Source organism: Stenotrophomonas sp. CC22-02 (genome assembly GCF_004365115.1).
Classification (GTDB): domain Bacteria; phylum Pseudomonadota; class Gammaproteobacteria; order Xanthomonadales; family Xanthomonadaceae; genus Stenotrophomonas; species Stenotrophomonas forensis.
Genome location: NZ_SOCO01000002.1, coordinates 276212 through 298834, shown reverse-complemented (window position 1 = coordinate 298834; position 22623 = coordinate 276212). Strand labels below are relative to the sequence as shown.

Sequence of the window (22623 nt, the reverse complement as noted above, 5' to 3'; positions counted from 1 at the left end):
TGGTAGCGCCGTTTTACCACCCCTCCAAACACAGCCTACCGCCATGTCCCCGACCCGCACTTCCCGTGGCCGATTTCCGGTCGCGCGCCCCCTCGTTGCCGCTCTTTCCGCCCTGCTGCCGCTGGTAGCAGCCGCCCAGGAAACCCCCGCTGCCAAGGATCCGGTTGCCCTCGATGCCTTGCAGGTGACCGCGCAGCGCCGCGTCGAGAACGCCAAGGACGTACCGGTCGCACTGAGCGCGATCCAGGGCGAGAAGCTGGATGTGCTCGGCTCGGCCGGCGATGACATCCGCTTCCTCGCCGCGCGCGTGCCCAGCCTCAACATCGAGTCGTCCTACGGCCGTGCCTTCCCGCGCTTCTACATCCGCGGCCTGGGCAACACCGACTTCGACCTCAATGCCTCGCAGCCGGTGTCGCTGGTGTATGACGACGTGGTGCAGGAAAGCCCGCTGCTGAAGGGCTTCCCGCTGTTCGACCTGGCCAACGTGGAAGTACTGCGCGGCCCGCAGGGCACGCTGTTCGGCCGCAACACCCCGGCCGGCGTGGTCAAGTTCGATTCGGCGCGTCCGTCGCAGGATGCCGATGGCTACATCCGCGTCGGCTACGGCAGCTACAACAGCTGGAACGTGCAGGGCGCCTATGGTGGCCCGCTGACCGACCGCTGGTCGGCGCGCGTGTCGGCGATCTACCAGCGCCGCGACGACTGGGTCGACAACACCCGCGTCGGCGCGCCCAACAGTGGCTTCGAAGGCTACGATGAAGCTGCCGGCCGCGTGCAGTTCCTGTACGAAGGCGATGACTTCGAAGCGCTGTTCAACCTGCACAAGCGCAAGCTCAACGGCACCGCCCGCCTGTTCCGCGCCAACATCATCCAGAAGGGCGGCAATTCGCTGATCGAGAACTTCGACCGCGACAAGGTGGCCAACGACGGCGTCAACTTCTCCGACCTGGAAACCTGGGGTGGCAGCGCGCGCCTGCAGTGGAACCTCGGCTCGGTCACCCTGCACTCGATCACCGGCTACGAGACTGCCGAATCGCTCAACCGTGGCGACATCGACGGCGGCTACGGTGCAGCATTCCTGGGGGCCGGCAACTACGGCCCGGGCCTGATCCCGTTCTCGTCCGAATCGGCCGACGGCCTGCCGCACCACCGCCAGTGGACGCAGGAAGTCCGCATCGAGTCCAACGAGTGGGGCCGCTTCGACTGGCAGGCCGGCGTCTTCTACTTCGATGAAGACGTGACCATCAACAACTTCAACTACGACTCGCTGACCCCGGGCAATCCGCAGACCGGTCACGTGGTGCAGAACCAGCGCAACAAGGCCTGGGCGGTGTTCGCCTCGGGTGACTTCGACGTCACCGACCGCTTCAAGCTGCGTGCCGGCGTGCGCTACACCCAGGACAAGAAGGACTTCAGCGCCAGCGTGCTGCAGGCCGTTCCGTTCGGCACCCCGGTCAGTGGCCCGTACCTGGCCAACACCGACGTCAACGACGTCAGCTGGGATGTCAGCGGCGTGTACAAGCTGACCGACGACATCAACGCCTACGCCCGCGTGGCCAAGGGCTTCCGCGCGCCGTCGATCCAGGGCCGCCTGGCCTTCGCCCCGGGCCTGTCGCAGGCCGATTCGGAGAAGGTGATCTCGTATGAAGCCGGCATCAAGGCCGACCTGTTCGAGCGTCGTGCACGCCTGGGCCTGAGCGTGTTCCGCTACAACGTCGATGGCCAGCAGCTGATCGCGGTGGGCGGCAGCAACAACACCGCCACCCTGCTCAACGCCAACAAGACCATCGGCCAGGGCGTGGAGCTGGACCTGGAGGCCTACCTGGCCGACAACGTCCTGCTGACCTTCGGCAGCAGCTACAACGACACCGAGATCAAGGACAAGAACCTGGCGGTGGCGATCTGTGGCGGTGGCTGCACCATCACCGATCCGACCACGGTGATCAACGGCCAGACCTACGCGCTGGTCAACGGCAACCCGCTGCCGCAGGCGCCGAAGTGGATCCACAACGCGACCCTGCGCGTGGGCTTCCCGCTCAGCGATGGCAGCGAGCTGTATGCCTACACCGACTGGGCCTACCGCAGCGCGGTGAACTTCTTCATCTACGAGTCGCCGGAATTCCGCGGCCGTAGCTCGCTGGAAGGCGGCCTGCGCCTGGGCTACAACTGGGACTACGGCCAGTACGACGTGGCCGTGTTCGGCCGCAACCTGACCAACCAGACCCGCGTGGTCGGTGCGATCGACTTCAACAACCTGACCGGCTTCCTCAACGAGCCGCGTACCTGGGGCGTGGAGTTCACCGCGAAGTTCTGATGCGGTTGTTGCGATAGTGCAATGAAGAAGGGCCGGCGCAATGCCGGCCCTTCTGTTTCACACCCACCGGTAGTGCCGGCCGCTGGCCGGCAACGGTTGATCCGGCGCGCGCTTACAGCGCGCTCTGTGGGCGCACCTTCAGCACCGCATTCTCGGTAGCGCAGTCACGGCTGGAGTGCAGGCCGGCCTTGCGCGCGGCAGCGATCTCCCTGCGCGCGGCCAGCAGATCCTTGTTGAACGCGGCGTTGTCGTGCAGGCGGGCCACGGCGGCGGCGCCCATGAAGCGGCCTTCGAGGATGTCGCTCTGCCAGTGCACGTTGCACACCAGGCGGCTCTCGCCGTAGTTGCGGCCGCGGGCCTGGATGGCATCGGCGCGATCCGGCGCGATCTCCGACAGGATCAAGGCCCAGGCCCAGCCGATCGAGGTGTGGCCGGACGGGTAGGAACCATTCTTGCGCAGGCCGTCTTCGTCCTTCGGCGAGCAGGTCGGCTCACCGTTGACCATGAACGGGCGCGGGCGCTGGTAGTGGTTCTTGGCGGCCTTGGTGGCGGCGCTGGCGTCGATCCGGCTGCGCTCGAGCAGGCGGTACAGGGCCGGGGTCTTCACCGCATCGACGTCGATGTCGGCGGCACAGGAGAAGTGGTTGGCGCCTTCGGGGAAGCCGAGTTCGGCATCGACGCCGGCCTGGGCGAAGCGCGGGCTGCCACGCAGCGCGCGGGCTTCACGGCTGACCTGTTCGTCGAGGGCGAGGGCAGCCGAACCGGCCGCCGGCGGCGCCGGCACCAGGTCCAGGCTGGCCGGTACCGCGCTCTTGTCCAGGTAACCCACCGCCTTGGTGGTGATGTTGGCTTCGACGGCGGTCGGCTTGGCGGCGGTGGCGGCGCAACCGGCCAGGGCCACCGCGACGGCAAGGCCGAGCAGCGGGCGGGCAGGGTGGGAAATCAGCGACATGGACAGGCTCCGGGGAGAAAACATCGCGCCATGATCGCAGCCCCCATACGACACCGCAGTGGCCATCGGTCATACCGCCAGACCCGGCACGGTCATTGCCGCGATATGAAAAGCGTCATCGATTGGCCTCAGTCTTCTGAATCCGGGCGCAGCGCACGGACTTTCACGCGCCTGCGCCGTGAGCATCGGCACAACGGCAGGCACCGGGGGCCGTCCAGTCACAGCCGGGTCGGGGGGATCCGCTGACAGAGGGAGAGAAGCGATGCGCAGCACCGCAACAGGAAGTACCGTCCTGGCCCTGGTCCTCGGGCTGGCAACAGCGCCGGCGCAGGCCGCCGACGTGGTCGGCGTGGCCTTCGTGCATGGTACCGGCGCGCAGACCAATGCCACCCAGGACTACTGGCAGCCGGCCATCATCGACACCGTGCGCCAGGGCCTGCCGAACAGCAGCAACTACGTCGTCATCAACTGCGATTTCACCCAGTACATGTGGAAGCCGGAAGCCGCCGGCTGCCTGGCCAACCAGCTGACCAGCTTCATCGACAGCCGTGGCATCACCCAGCTGGTGGTGATCACCCACTCCAACGGCGGCAACGTGATGCGCTGGATCCTGTCCAACCCGACCTACGACAGCCGTTACCCGAAGATCATCCGCACGGTACGCAAGGTCAACGCGCTGGCACCGTCTTCGGCGGGCACGCCACTGGCCGATGCGGTGCTCAACGGCAACACCTTCGAAACCTCGCTGGGCTGGCTGCTCGGCTACAAGAACGACGCTGTGCGCCAGCAGCAGGTGGCGAGCATGGCCACCTACAACGCGCAGAATCTGTACGGCACTGCCGGCCGCCCGGCATTGCCCAAACCCTTCCGCGCGGTGGTCGGCAGTGATGTCGAATCGGCGGTGTGGGACAGCAACAGTTACTGCGGCGGCTATGCCGCCAATGTCGGTCTGGAGTTCACCCAGAACTGGTTGTCGTCCTGCTCCGATGGTTTCCTGGAGTGCAGCAGCCAGAAGGCCGCCGGCACTACCTGGTTCACCGACAAGGCGCGCACCCAGGGGGCAGAGCCGCTCAGCCACAACCAGAGCCGACGCGAGTGCTTCGGCCTCGGCACGATCCTGCGCAACGACCTGACCCAGTGAGGGAGACGACCATGACGATCCATTCCACCCTGCTGGCCAGCGCGGTGCTGGCGGTGCTGTCCCTTTCACTGTCCGCGGCGCAGGCCGCACAGCCGCTGCAAGCCGCCCGCGCAGGCGATCAGGTGCCTGCCGCACTGGTGGCCGCGCCGCTGCCTGCTGATGAAAGCGAACACGCGCCGTTGTCGTTTGCCTGGGTGCTGGACCCGGCACAACCGCTGCAGGCCGCCCCGCCGTATGCCTCGGTCAGCCGCAGCTACTGGCAGCAGGTCGATGGCGCGCAGCTGCAGCGCGGCCTGGACCTGCCGCTGACGGCGCCCGATGCGGTGATCCAGCTGAGCCCGGCCGAAGGTGCCCGCGCCGTGCCGGCCAACACCCTGCAGGTGCGCGACCCGGCCGGCCGCAGCAGCGTGGCGAGCAGTGTCGATGCACGCGCACTGCAGGAGACCGGGATGCCGGTGGGTGATGGCAGCAGCATGCTGCGTACCGGCGCGACCAGTGCGGCCGGTGCGTACACGCTGCAGAGTGCACAGGCGCAGGGCCGCTACGTGGTGCAGGTGCTGGAACCGAACAGCCCGCTGCGGCTGGAAGTGCAGGCCAGCCAGGCGCAGGTGCTGGCCGGCAGTAGCGTGCAGCTGCAGGCACGCCTGCTGGAAGACGGTGCCACCACTGCAACGTTGGCATCGCGTCGTGGCGGTCTCGGCGGTGAAGCCCTGCTGGTCGCACCGGATGGCCGCAGCTGGCCGCAGCGGTTGCTGCGCACCACCGATGGCAGCCTGCGCGCGCAGGTGCGGATCCCGGCCGATGTCGGTACTGCGCAGGGGCTGTGGGAACTGCAGGTGTTCGCCCAGGCCGATGGTGTGCTGCGCGATGGCAAGGTGGCCTTCGCGGTGGCGCGGCCGACCGCGCGCTTCAGTGGCCAGGCGACGCCGGACCCGGCCAGCCGCCAGGTGGCGCTGCCGCTGCAGGTGGCCGCCGCCGGCCGCTACGAGGCGCGGGGCACGCTGTATGCCACTGCCCGCGATGGCCAGTTGAAGCCGGTTGCACAGGCACATGCGGCGGCGTGGTTCGATGGCCCGGGTGCCAGCCAGCTGGTGTTGCCGTTCGACCAGGCCGCGTTGCCCGCGGGCTTCGGTGCGCCGTACGAACTGCGTGACCTGCAGCTGCAGGACCAGAGCCGGATGGCACCGATCGAATCGCGCGCGCTGGCGTTGCGGTTCTGAGGTTGCGTGCAGCGGGCCGGGTTCCGGCCCGCTGCATTGCATCCTGTAGAGCCGAGCCCATGCTCGGCTGCCGTTTGCCGTGATCACGAGCAGCCGAGCGTGGGCTCGGCTCTACAACGGCATGTCGATTACCCCGCGTACGCGGTCAGCCGGCCTTCCTGCTCGATCACCGTGATGGCGCCGCCGAACACCGCCGACAGCGGCTCGTTGCGCAGCAGCTCGGCACGGCTGCCATCGGCCAGCACGCGACCGTCGCGCAGCAGCACCACGCGCTCGATCTCGGGAATGATCTCTTCAATGTGGTGGGTCACCAGCACCAGGGTGATGCCCTGCTGCGCCAGCACCCGCATGGTCGCCACCAGTTGCTCGCGGGCGACCAGGTCCAGTCCGGTGGACGGCTCGTCCAGCAGCAGCGCCTGCGGCCGGTTGACCAGTGCGCGGGCGATCAGCACGCGGCGGGTCTCGCCGGCCGACAGCTCGGCGTAGGCGCGTTCGCGCAGCGACAACGCACCGGTCATCGTCAGCGTCTCGCCGACGCGTGTACGCATGTCGGCGGTCACTTCGCGGAAGGCCGGCACCACGTAGCTGGCGAAGAAGCCGGACAGCACCGCCTGTTCGACGGTCAGACCGGGCATGTCGGCCAGGTTGCTGCTGAGGTCACCGGTGACGATGCCCAGCTGCGAGCGCAGCCGGTCCACCTGCCAGCGGTTCTGGCCCAGCACTCTGACCGCGACCGAGCCGTCACCCTGGGCCAGCGGGTACAGCTCGCGGGTGATCAGTTTGATGAAGGTCGACTTGCCGCAGCCGTTGGGGCCGAGCAGGGCGGTGTGCTGGCCCTGCGCGATGCGCAGGCTGAGCCCGTGCAGCACCTTCACCTGTCCGCGCACCACGGTGGCGCGGTCCAGTTCGATCAACGGGGGCAGTGCCGCAGCGGGCGCGGCGGCGGTCATGGTGCTGGCGCGTGGATCAAGGTTCGACAACTCGGGTCCCCAACTGTGAACGGTGCCACGGATGGCGGTGCAGATCACCGCCGCAGGGATGCAGTTTGCAACGCAAGCGCCCATGATGTCTGCCATCCCCGCACCGAACCGGAGCGCCGTCATGCCAGATGACCTGATGTCCCTGTTGACCGGTGGTGTGCTCGGCCTGGGCTGGTGGGCCATGCTGGCGGTCCTGCTGGTCTTCACCCAGATCACCATCTTCTCGGTGACCCTCTACCTGCATCGCAGCCAGGCCCATCGCGGGGTCGATTTCCACCCGGCGCTGGCCCACATGTTCCGCTTCTGGCTGTGGCTGACCACCTCGATGATCACCCGCGAATGGGTGGCCATCCACCGCAAGCACCACGCCAAGGTGGAGACCGAGGAGGACCCGCACAGCCCGGTCACCCGCGGTATCGGCAAGGTGTTCTGGCACGGCGTGGAGCTGTATCGCGAAGCCCGCGGCCAGCGCGCGGACATCGAGCAGTACGGACGCGGCACCCCTGACGACGTGATCGAGCGCCGCCTGTATACGCCGCATGCCACGTTGGGGCCGGTGTTACTGCTGGCGATCAATACCGTGTTGTTCGGCCTGCCCGGCGTGGCCCTGTGGGCGATCCAGATGGCATGGATCCCGTTCTGGGCAGCCGGCGTGGTCAATGGGCTCGGCCACTGGTGGGGCTATCGCAACTATGAATCGGCCGATACCTCCACCAACCTGACGCCGTGGGGCTTCTGGATCGGGGGCGAAGAGCTGCACAACAACCACCATGCCTTCCCCAGTTCGGCGCGCTTTGCGATGCGGCGCTGGGAATTCGACATCGGCTGGAGTGCGATCCGCCTGCTGCAGGCGCTGCGCCTGGCCAAGGTGCTGCGGGTGGCGCCGGCCATGGACGTGCGCCCGAACATCGCCGTGCCTGATGCCGAAACCCTGAAGGCGCTGCTGTCACACCGCTTCCAGGCGATGACTGATTACCAGCGCAATGTATTCATGCCGGCCCTGCGCGAGGAGGCCGCCCACGCCGGGGCCAAGCTGCGCCGCCTGCTGCCGCTCCGGCTGCGCCGCGGCCTGGTCAACGACGGACGCTGGCTGAAGCCGGACAGCCGTGCCCAGCTCAGCGAATGGGTGGCACAGCGGCCACGCATCCGCACCCTGGTCGAGTACCGCGGGCGATTGGCCACGCTGCTGGAAGCCCGCGGCCACGATGCCGCCGAGCGCCTGCATCAACTGCAGGCCTGGTGCCGCGAGGCTGAGGAAAGCGGTATCGCCGCGTTGCAGGCCTACGCCGCACGCCTGAAGGGCTACAGCCTGGTGGGCGCGTGAGGGCAGGGCTCGGGCTGCTGCTGGCTGCCCTGCTACCGAGTGCTGCGCTGGCCCAGGTCACCGATACCGCCAGCTACCTGCAGCGGATGGACAGCGATGGCGACGGCAAGGTCAGTGAGGCCGAGTACGTGCAGTGGATGCTGTACGCCTTCGACCGCATGGACCGCAATGGCGATGGCGTGCTGAGCGCCGACGAGCTGCCCGGTGGCAAGGGCAGGGCGATCAGCCGCGAGCAGCAGCGGCAGGTGATCGTGCAGCGCTTCCACACGCAGGATGCCAACGGCGACGGGTTCCTGGATGCACGCGAGCTGGCCGCGCCACCGCGCTGAGCACGTCTGCCGACGCCGGGCCATACCCGGCGGTGAGGCGTAGAATCGCCGCATGCCTGAACTGCCCGAAGTCGAAACCACCCGCCGTGGTCTGGCGCCGCACCTGAAGGGGCGCCGCGTGCATGGGGTGATCCTGCGCCGCGCAGATCTGCGCTGGCCGATTCCGCCGGAAGTGGCCGAACGGCTGCCGGGGCAGCGCATCGAGGACATCCGCCGGCGCGCCAAGTACCTGCTGCTGGACACCGCGATCGGCAGCGCGGTGCTGCACCTGGGCATGTCCGGCAGCCTGCGCGTGTTGCCTGGCGACACCCCGCTGCGTGCCCACGACCACGTCGACATCAGCCTCGACAACGGCCGCCTGCTGCGCTTCAACGACCCGCGCCGCTTCGGCAGCCTGCTGTGGCAACCGGCCGGCGAGACGCACCCGCTGCTGCAGGGGCTGGGCCCGGAGCCGCTGGACGATGCCTTCGATGGCGATTACCTGTTCGCCCGCAGCCGTGGTCGCAGCGCGCCGGTGAAGACCTTCCTGATGGACCAGGCGGTGGTGGTGGGCGTGGGCAACATCTACGCCGCCGAGAGCCTGTTCAAGGCCGGCATCAGTCCGCTGCGCGAGGCGGGAAAGATCTCGCGCGAGCGCTACCAGCGGCTGGCCGACGCGGTGAAGGAGATCCTGGGGTATGCGATCACCCGCGGCGGCACCACCCTGCGCGACTTCATCAGCCCCGACGGCGCACCGGGCTACTTCGAGCAGGAGCTGCTGGTGTACGGCCGTGATGGGCTGCCCTGCCCGAACTGTGGCCGCGCGCTGAAGCACGCCACCATCGGCCAGCGTGCCAGCGTCTGGTGCAGCCACTGCCAGCGCTGAGCCGGGCGGCCAGCGGCAGCTGAACGGGCAGGGCGCGTCTCCGCTGCCCGTTAACGTTTGTCTGCCTATGATGGCCGACCTTCCTTCTGTGCCTGACGCGCCTGCATGCAACGACGCGACTTCATCCGCAATGCCTCCCTCGCCCTGGCTGCATTCGGCCTGCCGTCCCTGCCCGCATGCGCGGCCAGCAAGAGCGGCCAGATGGGCCTGCGCCGCCTGGGCCAGCCGCAGCCGTTCGACTTTGCCACCCTGAAGGGCCAGGCACGCGCGCTGGCACAGGCGCCCTACAAGAGCCACAAGCGGGTGCTGCCGGGCCGCCTGGAAGGCCTGGACTGGGACCAGTACCAGTCGATCGGCTACCGCCAGGACCACGCCCTGTGGGCTGATCAGCCGGGCAGGTTCCAGGCCAAGTTCTTCCATCTGGGCCTGTACTTCCATTCGCCGGTGCGCATGTTCGATGTGGTCGACGGCAAGGCGCAGGAGCTGGCCTATGACGGCGCGGCGTTCAACTACGGCAAGAGCGGCATCAAGGATGGCGAACTGCCGGCCGACCTCGGCTTCGCCGGGTTCCGCCTCAACACACGCAAGGACACCGACCGCGACTTCGCCGCGTTCCTCGGCGCCAGCTACTTCCGCGCGGTCGGCAAGGAGGGCCAGTATGGCCAGTCCGCACGCGGCCTGGCGATCGACACCGGCATGGGCAAGCCGGAGGAATTCCCGGATTTCATCGCCTACTACCTGGAACAGCCGTCGGCTGATTCGGAGACCATCGTGGTCTATGGCCTGCTGGATTCGCCCAGCGTGGCCGGCGCCTATCGCTTCGCGATCACCAATGGTGACGTGTTGCTGATGGACATCGACAGCGCGCTGTACCCGCGCAAGGCGATCGAGCGGCTGGGCATCGCACCGTGCACCAGCATGTACCAGGTGGGCGAGAACGACCGCCGCATGGGCTGGGACTGGCGCCCGGAAATCCACGATACCGACGGCCTGTCGCTGTGGACCGGTGCCGGTGAGTGGATCTGGCGGCCGTTGCTGAACCCGCGCAACCTGCGTTTCAACATGTTCGTGGACCGCAATCCGCGCGGCTTCGGCCTGCTGCAGCGCGACCGCAACTTCGACCACTACCAGGACGATGGCGTGTTCTACGAGAAGCGCCCGTGCCTGTGGGTGGAGCCGAAGGGCGAGTGGGGCGAGGGCTCGGTGCAGCTGGTGGAGATTCCCACCGTGGACGAGACCTTCGACAACATCGTGGCGTTCTGGAACCCGAAGGAAAAGCCGCAGCCGGGCCAGGAACTGCTGGTCGGCTACCGCCTGTACTGGGGCGCCGAACCGCCGGCACGGCCGCCGCTGGCGCATTGCGTCGCCAGCCGTACCGGCCTGGGCGGCGTGGTCGGCAAGAAGCGCGAGTACTTCAGCTGGCGCTTCGCAGTGGACTTCGAAGGTGGCGAGCTGGCCTCGCTGATCGACAAGGCCGAGGTTGAAGCGGTGGTGGAAGCCAGCCGCGGCCGGGTCGAGATCGTGTCGGCACGGCCGCTGCGCGAGATCAACGGCTACCGCGCGATGTTCGACCTGGTGCCGCCGGAAGGCAGCACCGAGCAGATCGACATCCGCCTGTTCCTGCGCAGTGGCGGCAAGACCCTCACCGAGACCTGGCTGTACCAGTACACGCCGCCGCCGGCCGGTGCGCCGGAGCGCACGCTGTACTGAGCAGTGACGGGCCGGCCAGCCGCCGGCCCGTCCCGTTCAGGGCTTGGCCTCGGTGGCGGTGCTCTGGGTCGGCACGCCCACCTGCACCGTGCCGCGGCGGATCTTCATCCAGGTCTCGTCCTGCCAGCGTTCGTACTGCTTGGGGTCCCAGTACTTCGGGTCGTACAGGCGGTCGGCCTTGATGGTTCGGCTGATGCCGCCGTCCATGAAGACGACATCGACGTTGTTGCTCATCGAGCCGGTGCGGCTGCCGGTCATTTCCCGGCGACCCTTCCTGAGAACGTCCGCCATGCGTGGCCGTGCCACGGCATCACCGTACTCGGCGCGCAGCGCCTGCGCCTGCGCACGTGCGGCCTGGTGCTGTTCCAGTGGCAGGGTTGCCCAGTACTCGTCGCGCAGTTCGGCGAACAACGGATAGCCGCGTTCTGCGGCCACATCCATCCAGGCGAATGCCATCACCGGGTCGCGTGGCTGGTCGACCCCGAACCAGTACATTTCGCCAAGGTAGCCCTGGGCGGGCTTGTCGGCATAACGCGCGGCCCGGCGGAAATGATCCATGGCGGCCTTGACGTCATTGCGATGCAGCGCGCCGACGCCCCATTGCCGGTACATGATGTCCGGGTGGCTGTCGAGGAAGCCGGCATTGATCAGCGTCGCGTCCTCTTCCGGAGAGGCGGGACGCTCGGCTGCCAGGGCGGGCAGGTGGGCAGACAACAGGGCAAGCAAAAGCAGGGTGCGGCGCATGGCGGACGTCCTGTTCGACAGCTGATCGGCTCCAGCCTAGGCAGCCGGCGGGAACCTGTAAACCGCCGGTGGTCATGGGCCGGGATGTTCCGGCTGGGGTTACAACGGCAGCGGCGCCTGCGCCGGATCGATCCGTCCTTCACCGCGGGTGATCTTCTTGAATTCGGCGCGGCTGACCGACACGTAGCGGTCATTGCCGCCGATCTCCACCTGCGGGCCATCCTGTACCGCGTGGCCATGCTCGTCCACGCGCACGGTCATCGTGGCCTTCTTGCCGCTGTGGCAGATGGTCTTGATCTCCTGCATCTCGTCGGCCCAGGCCAGCAGGTACTGGCTGCCTTCGAACAGCTCGCCGCGGAAATCGGTGCGCAGGCCGTAGCACAGCACCGGAATGCGCAGCTGGTCGACGACTTCGCTGAGCTGCCAGACCTGGGCGCGGGTGAGGAACTGCGCCTCGTCCACCAGTACGCAGCCCATCGGCCCGTTCGTTGCCAGATCCTGCTCGACCCAGCGCTGCAGGTCGGTATCGCGGTCGAAGGCCATGCCATCGGCGCGCAGGCCGATGCGCGAAGCGACCACGCCGGCGCCGGCGCGATCGTCCAGGCGCGGGGTCAGGATCGCCACCCGCATGCCGCGCTCGCGATAGTTGTGTGCGCTCTGCAGCAGGGTGGTGGTCTTGCCGGCGTTCATCGCCGAATAGTAGAAGTAGAGCTTGGCCATCGACGGATTGTACGCCGCAGCCCCGGTCCGCCGAAGCCGTTCAGCAACCCCACCGGTGGCCGGCTGTGGTCGTCACCCGGCCCCGCTACAATCCTGTCCCCATGCACGGTCTCAATCCCCCCCAAGCCGCCGCCGTCCTGCACATCGAAGGTCCGTTGCTGGTGCTCGCCGGCGCCGGCAGCGGCAAGACCCGCGTGATCGTGGAAAAGATCGCCCACCTGATCGGCTGTGGCCGCTACCCGGCCCGGCGCATCGCGGCGATCACCTTCACCAACAAGTCGGCCAAGGAAATGCGCGAGCGCGTGGCCAAGCGCCTGCGCGAGCAGGATGCCGACGAGGTGACGATCTGTACCTTCCATGCGCTGGGCCTGAAGTTCCTGCAGATCGAGCACGCTGCGGTGGGCCTGAAGCGTGGCTTCTCGATCTTCGATGCCGACGATGCGGCGGCACAGATCAAGGATCTGATGTACGGCGCCAAGCCCGACGACATCGAGGACATGAAGAACCTGGTGTCGCGCGCGAAGAATGCCGGCCTGTCGCCCGAGCAGGCGATGGCCGCCGCACGCAGCAACCGCGAGAAGGAAGCGGCCAGCGTCTACGAGCGCTACCAGCTGCGCCTGACCGCGTTCAATGCGGTCGACTTCGACGACCTGATCCGCCTGCCGGTGCAGGTGTTGGAAGAAAACCCGGACATCGCTGTGGCCTGGCGCGAGCGCATCGGCTACCTGCTGGTGGACGAATGCCAGGACACCAACGACGCGCAGTACCGGCTGCTCAAGCAGCTGGCCGGTGACAAGGGCAACTTCACCTGCGTGGGTGACGATGACCAGTCGATCTATGCCTGGCGCGGCGCCAACCCGGAGAACCTGCAGCAGATGGGGCGCGATTACCCCGCGCTGGAGATCATCAAGCTGGAGCAGAACTACCGCTGCTCCAACCGCGTGCTGCGCGCGGCCAACGCGCTGATCGCCAACAACCCGCACGAGCACCTGAAGAAGCTGTGGAGCGACCAGGCCGACGGCGAGCGCATCCGCGTGTGGGAATGCCGCAACAGCGAACACGAAGCCGAAAAGGTCGCGGCCGAGATCGCCTTCATGGCGCAGTCGCGCAATGTGCCGTGGAGCGATTTCTGCATCCTGTTCCGCGGCAACTTCCAGTCGCGGCCGCTGGAAAAGGCGATGCAGCTGCTGCGCATCCCGTACCACCTGACCGGCGGCACCATGTTCCTGGAGCGCCAGGAAGTGAAGGACACGCTGGCCTGGCTGCGCCTGCTGGTGAACCCGGACGACGACACCGCGTTCATGCGCGCGGTGCAGTCGCCCAAGCGCGATGTGGGTGCCGGCACGCTGGCCAAGCTGGCTGAACTGGCACAGGAAAAGGACATGCCGATGGCGCAGGCCGCCGAGGCGATCGGTGCCCTGCAGCAGCTGCCGCCGCGCGCGGCCAACAGCCTGGCCCGCTTCACCGACATCCTGCGTGACCTGCGTGCGCAGACCCGGCAGGTCACCTCCGGCGACATGATCCGCAAGGTCGCCAAGGAATCCGGCCTGCTCAGCGAGCTGCGCCAGCAGGCCAAGGAAGAAGCCAGCTACCAGCGTCGCGCCAACAACATCGAGGAACTGGCGCAGTGGTTCGAGGGCGGCCCGCGCGGTGCCACCGCCGCCGACCTGGCCGGTCAGCTGGCGCTGCTGTCGCGCAGCGACAAGGACGAGGGCGGCAACCAGGTGCGCATGATGACCATGCATGCCTCCAAGGGGCTGGAATTCCCGTATGTCTTCATCGTTGGCTGCGAGGACGGCGTGCTGCCGCACCAGGTCAGCCTGGACGAGGGCAACCTGCAGGAAGAACGACGCCTGCTGTACGTGGGCATCACCCGCGCCAAGATCCAGCTGTGGATGAGCTACAGCAAATTGACGCGCAAGTTCGGCGAGCACGTGCGGCTGAAGCCGAGCCGGTTCTTCGAGGAGATCCCGACCGAGGAGATCCAGCGCGATGGTGCTGATCCGGTGGCCGATGCGGCGCGGAAGAAGGAGCGGGCGAGTGCGGGGTTGGCGGCGATCGAGGCGTTGTTCGATTGATCGGCGAACGGCGCAGCCCCTCGTGGTTGGCGCCCTTCGCATTACATCTGTGGTTGGCCGGGTAGATGGGCTGCGCAGGGGACGCTGCAAGTACGTCCCTGTAAGCTCGGTCGCCGCATCCATGCGGCTCACGCCCCTGCGCAACCCATCTACCCGGCCCTGGACAGGTTCCGTGCGCGCCAGCCACGGAAAAGAAAAAAGAAGATCAAAGGCCACGGCAACAGCCGGGCGTTGAGGCAGAATCGGGGTTTCGGCTGGAGGTCTGCGCGTGCATCCCATCGAAAGTGAACGCCTGCGTCTGCGTGCGATCGAGCCCGACCGCGATGCGGTGCCGATGCTGGCGCTGCTGAATGATCCGGGCTTCGTGCGCTTCATCGGCGACCGCAACGTGCACAGCGAGGAACAGGCGCGCGAGTACATTGCGCTGCGCGTGCTGCACAGCTATGCGTTGAACGGGTTCGGCATGTACGCCATCGAGCGCCTGTCCGATAGTGCCTGGCTGGGCAATGCCGGGCTGGTGCGGCGGGATGGCCTGCCGGGGCCGGATATCGGCTATGCGGTGCTGTCGGAATTCGCCGGGCAGGGCTATGCCGGTGAGGCGGCGCGGGCGGTGTTCGCGCATGCACGTGCGGAGCTGGGCATCGTGGATCTGTACGGCATCACCGACCTGGACAATGCGGTGTCCGGGAAGATCCTGCTGGGCCTGGGCATGCAGGAACGCAGGGTGATCCAGCTGCCGGGCGTGGACAGCCCGAGCCGGCTGTATGCCACGCCGGGCGCGGCCGAGGTTTGATCGTGGTGGGTGCCGACCGCTGGTCGGCACTGCATCGGCAGAACATCCGGTAGTGCCGGCCGCTGGCCGGCATCACGGTGAACCAGGGTTGCCGGCCGGCGGCCGGCACTACCGGGCAGTTTCAGCCGCGCAGTTCGGCCAGCTGCGCCTGAAGTTCGGCCACGGCCGCTTCCAACTGGGCCACGCGCTCGGCCAGGCCCGGGTCGGCGGCCTCGCTGCCACCGCCGCTGCTGGCGTACTTGGCCGCCAGCGCCGCGCCGTCCACTTCGCCACACAGCAGGTGCATGTAGCGGTCTTCGCGCTGGCCGCTGGCACGCGGCAGCACTACCAGCAGCGCGCGCTGCTGCAGGCGCTCGATGGCGTGGCGGGCTTCGTCGGTGTCGGCGAAGCGGTGCAGGCGTTCGCTGCGCGTCACCAGCTCGCCCAGCGTCTGCGGCCCACGCAGCAGCAACAACGCCAGCAGCACGGTCTGCTGCCGGGTCAGGTCCAGCGCGGCCTGGAGGCGGTGCTCGTAGCGGTCAGCCCGTGAGGAGAAGTGCTGGCGGGCCAGGCCCATCGTCTCCAGCTGGCGCAGGGCGTGCTGCACGCTGCCGGCGTCGACGTTCATCACCGGCTCGCGGGCGGTCTTCTGGTTGGCCGCCGACTGCGCGGCATTGACCGTCAGCGGGTAGGTGTCCGGGGTGGTCGCCTCCTTTTCCACCAGGCAGCCCAGCAGGCGGGCCTGCACGGCGTCGAGCAGGGGAACGTCGGGGGTCTGGGCGGAATCGGTCATGGCGCCTCCGGAAGGGCAACGGGTCAACCGCCAAGCATAGCCGTCCCGGCGGCGGCTTTGCCGGTAAAATGCGCCGGTATATCTGATTGCCGGTGAACCCATGCGTCGTCCCGTTTCCCTGTCCCTGACCCTGCTCGCCACCGCGGCGCTGGGCCTGTCTGCCTGCAAGCGCGTGGATGCGCCTGCCGCCGAAGCCACTGCCCCGGAGGCCCCGGCCGCCGCTGCCAAGGCGGAGGGTGCGCTTGATGCCACCGCCAACGACAATCTCAATGCCGTGCTGTGGATGCAGCGCGCGCAGGAATACAAGGCGATCACCGAGCAGACCTACCGTGCCGCCGCCGACCACCTGGACGCAGCGCTGAAGGAAGCCCACTGGGACGCACTGGTGCCGGAGGAGCGCGGCAACGAGGCCAAGGGCCTGAAGCCGGCTGTGGTGCTGGACGTGGATGAGACCGTGCTGGACAACTCGCCCTACCAGGCGCGCCTGGTGCGCGACGGCAAGGAATATGACGAGTTGACCTGGGACCAGTGGGTGGCCGAGAAGAAGGCCAAGGCCATTCCCGGCGTGGTTGATTTCGCCAAGGCCGCCAACGCCAAGGGCGTGACCCTGCTGTACATCTCCAACCGCGCCGTGCACCTCAAGGACGCGACCCTGGCCAACCTGCGCGAGCAGGGCCTGCCGGTGGCCGACGACAGCGTGTTCCTCGGCCTGGGCACCGTGGTGCCGGGCTGCGAGCAGAACGGCAGCGAGAAGAACTGCCGCCGCCGCCTGGCCGGGCAGCAGTACCGCGTGCTGATGCAGTTCGGCGACCAGCTGGGTGACTTCGTGGAAGTGACCGCCAACACCAATGACGGCCGTGACGCGCTGCTGCAGCAGTACCACGACTGGTTCGGCGAGCGTTGGTGGATGCTGCCGAACCCGACCTACGGCGGCTTCGAGCCGGCGCAGTTCAACAATGACTACAGCCAGTCGCGCCAGGCCCGCCACGACGCCAAGCGCGCCGCCCTGGACTACGCACCGTGAGCCGCGCGCCGCTGCCGCTGCGCGATGACGAGCGCCTGATCTTCGCGCTGGACGTGCCCGACCGCGTGCAGGCACTGGAGTGGGTGGATCGCCTCGGCGACAGCGTGGCGTTCTACAAGATCGGCATGGAGCTGCTGGCCTCCGGCGAGTACTTCCAGGTGCTCGACGAGCTGGCACGACGCGACAAGCGCGTGTTCGTCGACCTGAAGTTCTTCGACATCCCGGCCACCGCTGCGGCGGTGATCAAGCGGTTGTCGCAGTGGCCGGTCAGCTACGCGACCATCCATGGCTGGCATCCGGCAATGATGGAGGCCTGCGCGGTCGCCAACAGCAGCGACATGCGCCTGCTGGCGGTGACCGTGCTGACTTCGATGGGCCGCCCGGACCTGGCGCAGATGGGCATCGACCGCGAGCCGGTGGACGTGGTGGTCGAGCGCGCGCTGGCCGCCCAGGCGGCGGGCATCGATGGCGTGATCGCGTCGGGCCAGGAAGCGGCCCCGATCCGTGCCGCCACCGGCGCTGGATTCTCGATCGTCTGCCCGGGCATCCGACCCGGCGGCCCGGTCGGCGATGACCAGAAGCGCACGGTCGGCGTGGCCCAGGCCTTTGCCGATGGCGCCGATGCCATCGTGGTCGGCCGCCCGATCCGCCTGGCAGCGGATCCGCAGGCGGCGGCGCGGGCGATCCAGCAGGAAATCGCGTCGGCTCTGGCTGCACGCTGAGCCTTCGGCATACGCCGGTCACACCGGCACTACGAACGCCATCGCGACCCGTGCGCGATGGCGTTCGCATTTATGCGGCCGCCACTGACGCAGGCAGCACAAGGCGTGGAAACTGTGCGCGCGTTCGCCCTGTGGGCACCCTCACTGCTTCCCAATCGATGCACCGGCACGGACCGCGGCCGCGCCGGTTCCAACCATCGATAGAGGAGTACAGGGATATGTATCGCAGCACCTCTTTGTTCATCGGCCTGCTGTTGGCCGCGTCTGCCGCACCCGTCATCGCCGCACCGCAGGTGCGTGAGGTACCACGCATCATCGGCGGCGAACCCACCCAACCGGGCGAATACCCGTTCATGGTCAGCATCCAGGGCGTCCTCGACGGTGACTCGGACCATGACCGCCATTTCTGCGGCGGCACGCTCATTTCACCGTCGTGGGTACTCACCGCCGCGCATTGCCTGCAGGGTGAGAATCCGACCGGCCTGGCGGTGCTGGCCGGACAGACTTCGCTCTCCACCGAGACCGCGTCGCGCAGCTCCAACGTCAAGGCGATCCACGTCCATCCCGCCTTCAACAGCGGCAACTCGCTGGAGCACGACGTCGCCCTGATCCAGCTCAGCGCGCCGCTGGCCGATGCGCAGCCGGTCGCCCTGCGGCTGCGGCCCGATGCGAGCTATCTCAAGCCGGGCCGCGAGTTCACCGTGATCGGCTGGGGCGACACCGACATCGGCGATGGCCGTGTCTATCCCACCCAGCTGCAGACGGTGCAGGTGCCGTTCGTACCGTTCAACGAATGCCAGCAGGCCTACGGCGGTGAGCTGTCGAGCGGCAAGGTGATCTGTGCCGGCCGCGAGGGCATCGACAGTTGCCAGGGTGATTCCGGCGGGCCGCTGCTGCTGCGACTGCGCGAGGGCTGGACCCAGTTCGGCGTGGTCAGCTGGGGCGAAGGCTGCGCGCTGGCCGGCTATCCCGGCGTTTATGCCCGAATCGCCGAAAAACACGCCGTAGATTTCATCGAGGCCGTCTGGCAGCGCGATTGATTCAATAAAATCAAATACATGCATCGTATTACATGAAGTGTTGCCTTAACTTGCGGGGCAGCGTAGGATCGCCGCCATCCGGTCCCTGGACCGGACATGTGCCACAACACTGTCCTCCGGCCCCGTGCCGGCTTGAAGAGCCTGTGATCCCCGTGATCCCGGCTCTTTTTTTATGCTTTTCAGCGATTTGCATCCTCGGCTGTGGAAACCGTGACGGCCCGGCTTGCCGCTGTCACGTCGCAGGCCGCAAGATGCGGACCGGTCCGGGGAGTCCGAATGCATGAGCGTGGCGGTGCGAGGAAGGTCTGCGCGTGGATGGGGGCTGGCGGCCATGCTGCTGCTGGCCGTGGCGGCGTGCCGCGAGTCTGGCAACGACCCGGCCAAGCCAGCGGCCGAGCCGGTGGCGGCGGTACAGGCGATGGCGTTGCGCCTGGCCGAAGACGATCTGGTCGGTTACGCCAGGCTGTCGGTACCGCCCAGCCAGTACCAGCGCCTGCAGCAGGCCTGGGCCGAAGGCCACAGCCAGTGGCCGCTGACCGAGCTGCCGTTGGGTGACCAGCTGCTGCCGATGCTGGCCGCCCTGCGCAAGCCCAATGCCAGCACCGAACTGCAGCGCAGCTTCGACCGCCAGCTGGCCGGCCAGGCCGGTGCGGTGCGCCAGGCCGCACAGTCGATGGGCAACTTCGGCGTGCAGTACCTGCGCCACCAGAAGGGCTACACCCCCGGTCAGCAGGCGCACTACATCGCCCTGGTCGAGACCCTGGCGGTCTGGGCGCAGGGCGCACCGATCAGCGACCGGGCCCGTGCGCGCAGCACCATCGCCGCGCTGGTCGGCGCCGCTGGCAAGGTCGGCTTCGATGACGAGGCCGGCCTGCAGGCGGCGGGCATGGAAGGCAGCCTGCAGCAGCTGGCACCCTTCATCCATACCTTCAAGGCGGTGCTGGGCAGCTACGGGCTGGGCGTGGATGAAGCCCTGCGCAGCGTGCGTGGCGAACTGCTGTCGGTGGAAGGTGACAACGCGCTGGTGCGCCTGCACTACGACCTGGCAGGCCGCGAGATGAGCCTGCAGCTGCCGCTGAGCCGGCGCGAGGGCCACTGGTACCTGACCCGCACCCTGGCCGACACCGACGCGCTGTTGCGCAAGGCCGATGCGGCCCGTGCCGACGCGGCGCCGGCCCCGGCCGAAGTCCCCGCCGAGGGCGGGGAAGCGGCAACGCCACCGCCTAAGCCATAATGGCGCCGATGTCGAAACAGAACCCGCTGCCGTTCCCCGGCGAAGAATCCCCGTCGACGCCCGCCGATACGGTGCCGGCGTCCCCCTCGACCGGTACCGGCCCGAACCCGGTACCGCCGCCCGCGCACGCGCGTTCGGCCGGCCGCCGCCCGCTGTGGGCGCGCCTGCTCGGTCGCCTGGTCGAGCCGTGGCTGTCGCTGAAGATCGAACCGGAAGACCCCGGCCAGTACAACGATGGCCGCCCGGTCATGTACGTGCTGGAAGACTATGGCCTGTCCAACGCACTGATCCTGGACAAGGCCTGCCGCCAGGCCGGGCTGCCGTCACCGCTGGTGCCGCTGGCCGGTGACCCGACCGGCCGCAAGCGTGCCTACCTGGCGCTATCGCGACGCAGCTCCAGCAATTCGCTGATCCCCGAGCAGCGTGGCGCCAAGACCCACTCCGATTCCCTGGCCAAGGTGCTGCAGGCACATCGCGTGCGCGAGGACCTGGACGTGCACCTGGTGCCGGTGTCGATCTTCGTCGGCCGCGCGCCGGACAAGCAGAGCGGCTGGTTCGCCGTGCTGTTCTCGGAAAACTGGGCGCTGGTCGGCCGCTTCCGCCGCCTGCTGGCGGTGCTGCTCAACGGCCGCAGCACCATCGTCCGCTTTGCCCCGCCGATCTCGCTGCGCAGCACCGTGGACGAAGGCCTGGAGCCGGAGCGCACGGTGCGCAAGCTGCAGCGCGTGCTGCGCACCCATTTCCGCCGCATCCGTGAATCGGTGATCGGCCCCGACCTGTCGACCCGGCGCCTGCTGGTCGACCAGGTGCTGGCAGCCGAACCGGTGCGCGAGGCGATCGCCGCACAGGCCAAGCGCGACAATTCGAAGCCGGCCGATGCCTGGAAGAAGGCACATGCCTACGCCTGGGAAATCGCCGCGGACTATTCCAGCCCGGTGGTGCGCTCGGCCAGCTTCATGCTCAGCCATGTGTGGAACCGCATCTATGCCGGCGTGCTGGTGCACCACCTGGACAAGTTCAAGGCGGCCGCGCCGGGCCACGAAGTGGTGTACGTGCCCAGCCACCGCAGCCACATGGACTACCTGCTGCTGTCCTACCTGCTGTACGACCGTGGCATCGTGCCGCCGCACATCGTGGCCGGCATCAACCTGAACCTGCCCGTGGTCGGCACCCTGCTGCGCAAGGGTGGCGCGTTCTTCATCCGCCGCTCGATCCGCGGCAACGCGCTGTACTCGGCGGTACTCAGTGAGTACGTCGCGCAGCTGGTGGCCGGCGGCTACTCGCTGGAATACTTCGTCGAAGGCGGCCGCTCGCGTACCGGCCGCCTGCTGCAGCCCAAGGGCGGCATGATCTCGATGACGCTGCGCGCGTTCCTGCGCCAGCCGCGCAAGCCGGTGCTGTTCCAGCCCATCTACATCGGCTACGAGAAGCTGATGGAAGGCGGCAGCTACCTGGACGAACTGTCCGGCCGGCCGAAGGAAAAGGAATCGATCTGGTCGCTGCTGTGGGGCATCCCCAAGGTGCTCAAGCAGAACTATGGACAGGTGGTGGTGAACTTCGGCGAGCCGATCGCGCTGAACGACGTGCTGGCCGAGAAGGCGCCGGAGTGGAAGGGCGAGGCGGTCTCCGAGGACGAGAAGCCGGCCTGGCTGTCGACCACGGTGGACACGCTGGCCGAACGCATCCAGGTGCGCATCAACGGCGCCGCCGACGTCAACCCGATCAACCTGCTGGCGCTGGCCCTGCTGTCCACGCCCAAGCATGCAATGGGCGAGGCCGACCTGATCGCGCAGATCGAGCTGTGCAAGACCCTGCTGGTCGAGATGCCGTATTCGGACCGGGTGACGGTCACTCCGCACTCGCCGGAGCGGATCATCGCCCACGCCGAGGAAATCAACGTCCTCACCCGCATCAAGCACCCGCTGGGCGATGTGCTCAGCGTCAGCGGCGATACCGCGGTGCTGCTGAGCTACTTCCGCAACAACGTGGTGCACCTGTTCACCGCCTCGTCGTGGGTGGCCTGCTGCTTCCAGAACAACCGCCGCATGAGCCGCACCGGCCTGGTCCAGCTGGGCCGCACGGTGTACCCGTTCCTGCAGGCCGAACTGTTCCTGCCGTGGAGCGAGGACGAGTTCGCCCAGCGTATCGACCGGACCATCGATGTGTTCGTGCGCGAAGGCCTGCTGCAGAACGTCAACGATGACGACGGCGGCATCCTGGCGCGCAACACCGGGCAGACCGACGAGGTGTTCCGCCTGCGTGCGATCGGCCATTCGCTGCAGCAGGCGTTCGAGCGCTATTACATCGCCATTTCGGTGCTGGTGAAGAACGGCCCCGGCGTACTCGGCGCGGCCGAGCTGGAAAGCCTGTGCCAGCAGGCGGCGCAGCGCCTGAGCCTGCTGTATGCACCGGCGGCACCGGAGTTCTTCGACAAGTCCCTGTTCCGCGGCTTCATCCAGAAGCTGCGCGAACTGCGCCTGGTGTGGCCGGACGAGAACAGCAAGCTGCTGTTCGACGAACGCCTGGATGCCTGGGCCAAGGATGCCAAGTTCATCCTCGGCCGCGAGCTGCGCCACACCATCGAGCGGGTCAGCCCGGAAGCGGCACGCCCGGACGAGGCTGCGCCGCAGGATTGAACTGAATCCTTGTGGTGGGTGTGGA

General features: G+C 67.8%; 19 protein-coding genes. 14 read left to right on the top strand and 5 right to left on the bottom strand.

The window, feature by feature from the left end; all coding sequences use genetic code 11:
* Positions 1–43: 43 nt before the first annotated feature.
* Positions 44–2314, top strand: coding sequence for a TonB-dependent receptor (locus N440_RS19200; RefSeq protein ID WP_133936306.1), 2271 nt, complete (start codon positions 44–46; stop codon positions 2312–2314).
* Positions 2315–2426: 112 nt separating this feature from the next.
* On the opposite strand, the gene N440_RS19195 is transcribed toward N440_RS19200, so the two are convergent.
* Complete coding sequence (locus N440_RS19195) at positions 2427–3266, bottom strand: phosphatase PAP2 family protein (protein ID WP_133936305.1); 840 nt, start codon at positions 3264–3266, stop codon at positions 2427–2429.
* A 262-nt stretch (positions 3267–3528) separates the two neighbouring features.
* Between N440_RS19195 and N440_RS19190 the strand changes: the two genes are divergently transcribed.
* Both N440_RS19190 and N440_RS19185 read left to right on the top strand, forming a co-directional pair.
* Positions 3529–4407: a hypothetical protein gene (locus N440_RS19190; protein WP_004153391.1), complete on the top strand. Its 879-nt coding sequence runs from the start codon at positions 3529–3531 to the stop codon at positions 4405–4407.
* A gap of 11 nt (positions 4408–4418) precedes the next feature.
* Positions 4419–5627: a DUF4785 domain-containing protein gene (locus tag N440_RS19185; protein ID WP_133936303.1), complete on the top strand. Its 1209-nt coding sequence runs from the start codon at positions 4419–4421 to the stop codon at positions 5625–5627.
* Positions 5628–5755: 128 nt separating this feature from the next.
* Here N440_RS19185 and N440_RS19180 read toward each other — a convergent pair whose 3' ends face one another.
* On the bottom strand, positions 5756–6577 hold the full coding sequence (locus N440_RS19180) for an ATP-binding cassette domain-containing protein (RefSeq protein WP_133936301.1): 822 nt from the start codon (positions 6575–6577) through the stop codon (positions 5756–5758).
* Positions 6578–6728: 151 nt separating this feature from the next.
* Between N440_RS19180 and N440_RS19175 the strand changes: the two genes are divergently transcribed.
* The 4 genes from N440_RS19175 to N440_RS19160 all read left to right on the top strand — a co-directional run bounded on the left by N440_RS19175 (position 6729) and on the right by N440_RS19160 (position 10835).
* Complete coding sequence (locus N440_RS19175) at positions 6729–7931, top strand: fatty acid desaturase (protein WP_133936299.1); 1203 nt, start codon at positions 6729–6731, stop codon at positions 7929–7931.
* Positions 7928–8260, top strand: coding sequence for an EF-hand domain-containing protein (locus N440_RS19170; protein ID WP_133936297.1), 333 nt, complete (start codon positions 7928–7930; stop codon positions 8258–8260). The genes N440_RS19175 and N440_RS19170 overlap by 4 nt, the downstream gene beginning before the upstream one ends.
* Before the next feature lie 52 nt (positions 8261–8312).
* Positions 8313–9125 (top strand): bifunctional DNA-formamidopyrimidine glycosylase/DNA-(apurinic or apyrimidinic site) lyase, encoded by an 813-nt coding sequence (gene mutM, locus N440_RS19165; protein WP_133936295.1) that lies wholly within the window; start codon positions 8313–8315, stop codon positions 9123–9125.
* 105 nt (positions 9126–9230) lie between these two features.
* Complete coding sequence (locus N440_RS19160; RefSeq protein WP_133936293.1) at positions 9231–10835, top strand: glucan biosynthesis protein D; 1605 nt, start codon at positions 9231–9233, stop codon at positions 10833–10835.
* A 36-nt stretch (positions 10836–10871) separates the two neighbouring features.
* Here N440_RS19160 and N440_RS19155 read toward each other — a convergent pair whose 3' ends face one another.
* Positions 10872–11579 (bottom strand): sel1 repeat family protein, encoded by a 708-nt coding sequence (locus N440_RS19155; RefSeq protein WP_004153410.1) that lies wholly within the window; start codon positions 11577–11579, stop codon positions 10872–10874.
* 99 nt (positions 11580–11678) lie between these two features.
* Positions 11679–12299 carry a thymidine kinase gene (locus N440_RS19150; protein ID WP_024958734.1) on the bottom strand — a complete coding sequence of 207 codons (621 nt, stop codon included), beginning with the start codon at positions 12297–12299 and terminating at the stop codon, positions 11679–11681.
* Between the two features lie 101 nt (positions 12300–12400).
* Between N440_RS19150 and N440_RS19145 the strand changes: the two genes are divergently transcribed.
* The gene (locus N440_RS19145; RefSeq protein WP_133936291.1) at positions 12401–14377 is read left to right on the top strand and encodes a UvrD-helicase domain-containing protein; all 1977 of its coding nucleotides are present in this window, start codon (positions 12401–12403) and stop codon (positions 14375–14377) included.
* Between the two features lie 268 nt (positions 14378–14645).
* Positions 14646–15170, top strand: a complete 525-nt coding sequence (locus tag N440_RS19140) for a GNAT family N-acetyltransferase (protein WP_133936289.1) — start codon at positions 14646–14648, stop codon at positions 15168–15170.
* Between the two features lie 121 nt (positions 15171–15291).
* Here the strand turns inward: N440_RS19140 and N440_RS19135 are convergent, their stop codons facing one another.
* Complete coding sequence (locus tag N440_RS19135) at positions 15292–15942, bottom strand: DUF480 domain-containing protein (protein WP_133936287.1); 651 nt, start codon at positions 15940–15942, stop codon at positions 15292–15294.
* A gap of 100 nt (positions 15943–16042) precedes the next feature.
* Between N440_RS19135 and N440_RS19130 the strand changes: the two genes are divergently transcribed.
* The 5 genes from N440_RS19130 (at position 16043) to plsB (ending at position 22598) form a co-directional block, all read left to right on the top strand.
* Positions 16043–16966 carry a 5'-nucleotidase, lipoprotein e(P4) family gene (locus N440_RS19130; RefSeq protein WP_053448397.1) on the top strand — a complete coding sequence of 308 codons (924 nt, stop codon included), beginning with the start codon at positions 16043–16045 and terminating at the stop codon, positions 16964–16966.
* On the top strand, positions 16963–17688 hold the full coding sequence (gene pyrF / locus N440_RS19125) for an orotidine-5'-phosphate decarboxylase (RefSeq protein WP_133936285.1): 726 nt from the start codon (positions 16963–16965) through the stop codon (positions 17686–17688). Before N440_RS19130 ends, pyrF begins: the two co-directional genes overlap by 4 nt.
* Before the next feature lie 218 nt (positions 17689–17906).
* Entirely contained in the window at positions 17907–18728 is an 822-nt protein-coding gene (locus N440_RS19120) for a serine protease (protein ID WP_133936283.1), read from the top strand.
* 280 nt (positions 18729–19008) lie between these two features.
* Positions 19009–19962: a hypothetical protein gene (locus N440_RS19115; protein WP_133936281.1), complete on the top strand. Its 954-nt coding sequence runs from the start codon at positions 19009–19011 to the stop codon at positions 19960–19962.
* Positions 19962–22598: a glycerol-3-phosphate 1-O-acyltransferase PlsB gene (gene plsB, locus N440_RS19110; RefSeq protein ID WP_049456644.1), complete on the top strand. Its 2637-nt coding sequence runs from the start codon at positions 19962–19964 to the stop codon at positions 22596–22598. Before N440_RS19115 ends, plsB begins: the two co-directional genes overlap by 1 nt.
* Positions 22599–22623 lie beyond the last annotated feature (25 nt).

Excerpts from the sequence above, each read along its gene's own strand:
- N440_RS19200 (WP_133936306.1), top strand. The coding sequence starts at position 44 with ATGTCCCCGACCCGCACTTCCCGTGGCCGATTTCCGGTCGCGCGCCCC.
- N440_RS19195 (WP_133936305.1), bottom strand. The coding sequence starts at position 3,266 with ATGTCGCTGATTTCCCACCCTGCCCGCCCGCTGCTCGGCCTTGCCGTC.
- N440_RS19190 (WP_004153391.1), top strand. The coding sequence starts at position 3,529 with ATGCGCAGCACCGCAACAGGAAGTACCGTCCTGGCCCTGGTCCTCGGG.
- N440_RS19185 (WP_133936303.1), top strand. The coding sequence starts at position 4,419 with ATGACGATCCATTCCACCCTGCTGGCCAGCGCGGTGCTGGCGGTGCTG.
- N440_RS19180 (WP_133936301.1), bottom strand. The coding sequence starts at position 6,577 with ATGACCGCCGCCGCGCCCGCTGCGGCACTGCCCCCGTTGATCGAACTG.
- N440_RS19175 (WP_133936299.1), top strand. The coding sequence starts at position 6,729 with ATGCCAGATGACCTGATGTCCCTGTTGACCGGTGGTGTGCTCGGCCTG.
- mutM (WP_133936295.1), top strand. The coding sequence starts at position 8,313 with ATGCCTGAACTGCCCGAAGTCGAAACCACCCGCCGTGGTCTGGCGCCG.
- N440_RS19160 (WP_133936293.1), top strand. The coding sequence starts at position 9,231 with ATGCAACGACGCGACTTCATCCGCAATGCCTCCCTCGCCCTGGCTGCA.
- N440_RS19155 (WP_004153410.1), bottom strand. The coding sequence starts at position 11,579 with ATGCGCCGCACCCTGCTTTTGCTTGCCCTGTTGTCTGCCCACCTGCCC.
- N440_RS19150 (WP_024958734.1), bottom strand. The coding sequence starts at position 12,299 with ATGGCCAAGCTCTACTTCTACTATTCGGCGATGAACGCCGGCAAGACC.
- N440_RS19145 (WP_133936291.1), top strand. The coding sequence starts at position 12,401 with ATGCACGGTCTCAATCCCCCCCAAGCCGCCGCCGTCCTGCACATCGAA.
- N440_RS19135 (WP_133936287.1), bottom strand. The coding sequence starts at position 15,942 with ATGACCGATTCCGCCCAGACCCCCGACGTTCCCCTGCTCGACGCCGTG.
- N440_RS19130 (WP_053448397.1), top strand. The coding sequence starts at position 16,043 with ATGCGTCGTCCCGTTTCCCTGTCCCTGACCCTGCTCGCCACCGCGGCG.
- N440_RS19120 (WP_133936283.1), top strand. The coding sequence starts at position 17,907 with ATGTATCGCAGCACCTCTTTGTTCATCGGCCTGCTGTTGGCCGCGTCT.
- N440_RS19115 (WP_133936281.1), top strand. The coding sequence starts at position 19,009 with ATGAGCGTGGCGGTGCGAGGAAGGTCTGCGCGTGGATGGGGGCTGGCG.
- plsB (WP_049456644.1), top strand. The coding sequence starts at position 19,962 with ATGGCGCCGATGTCGAAACAGAACCCGCTGCCGTTCCCCGGCGAAGAA.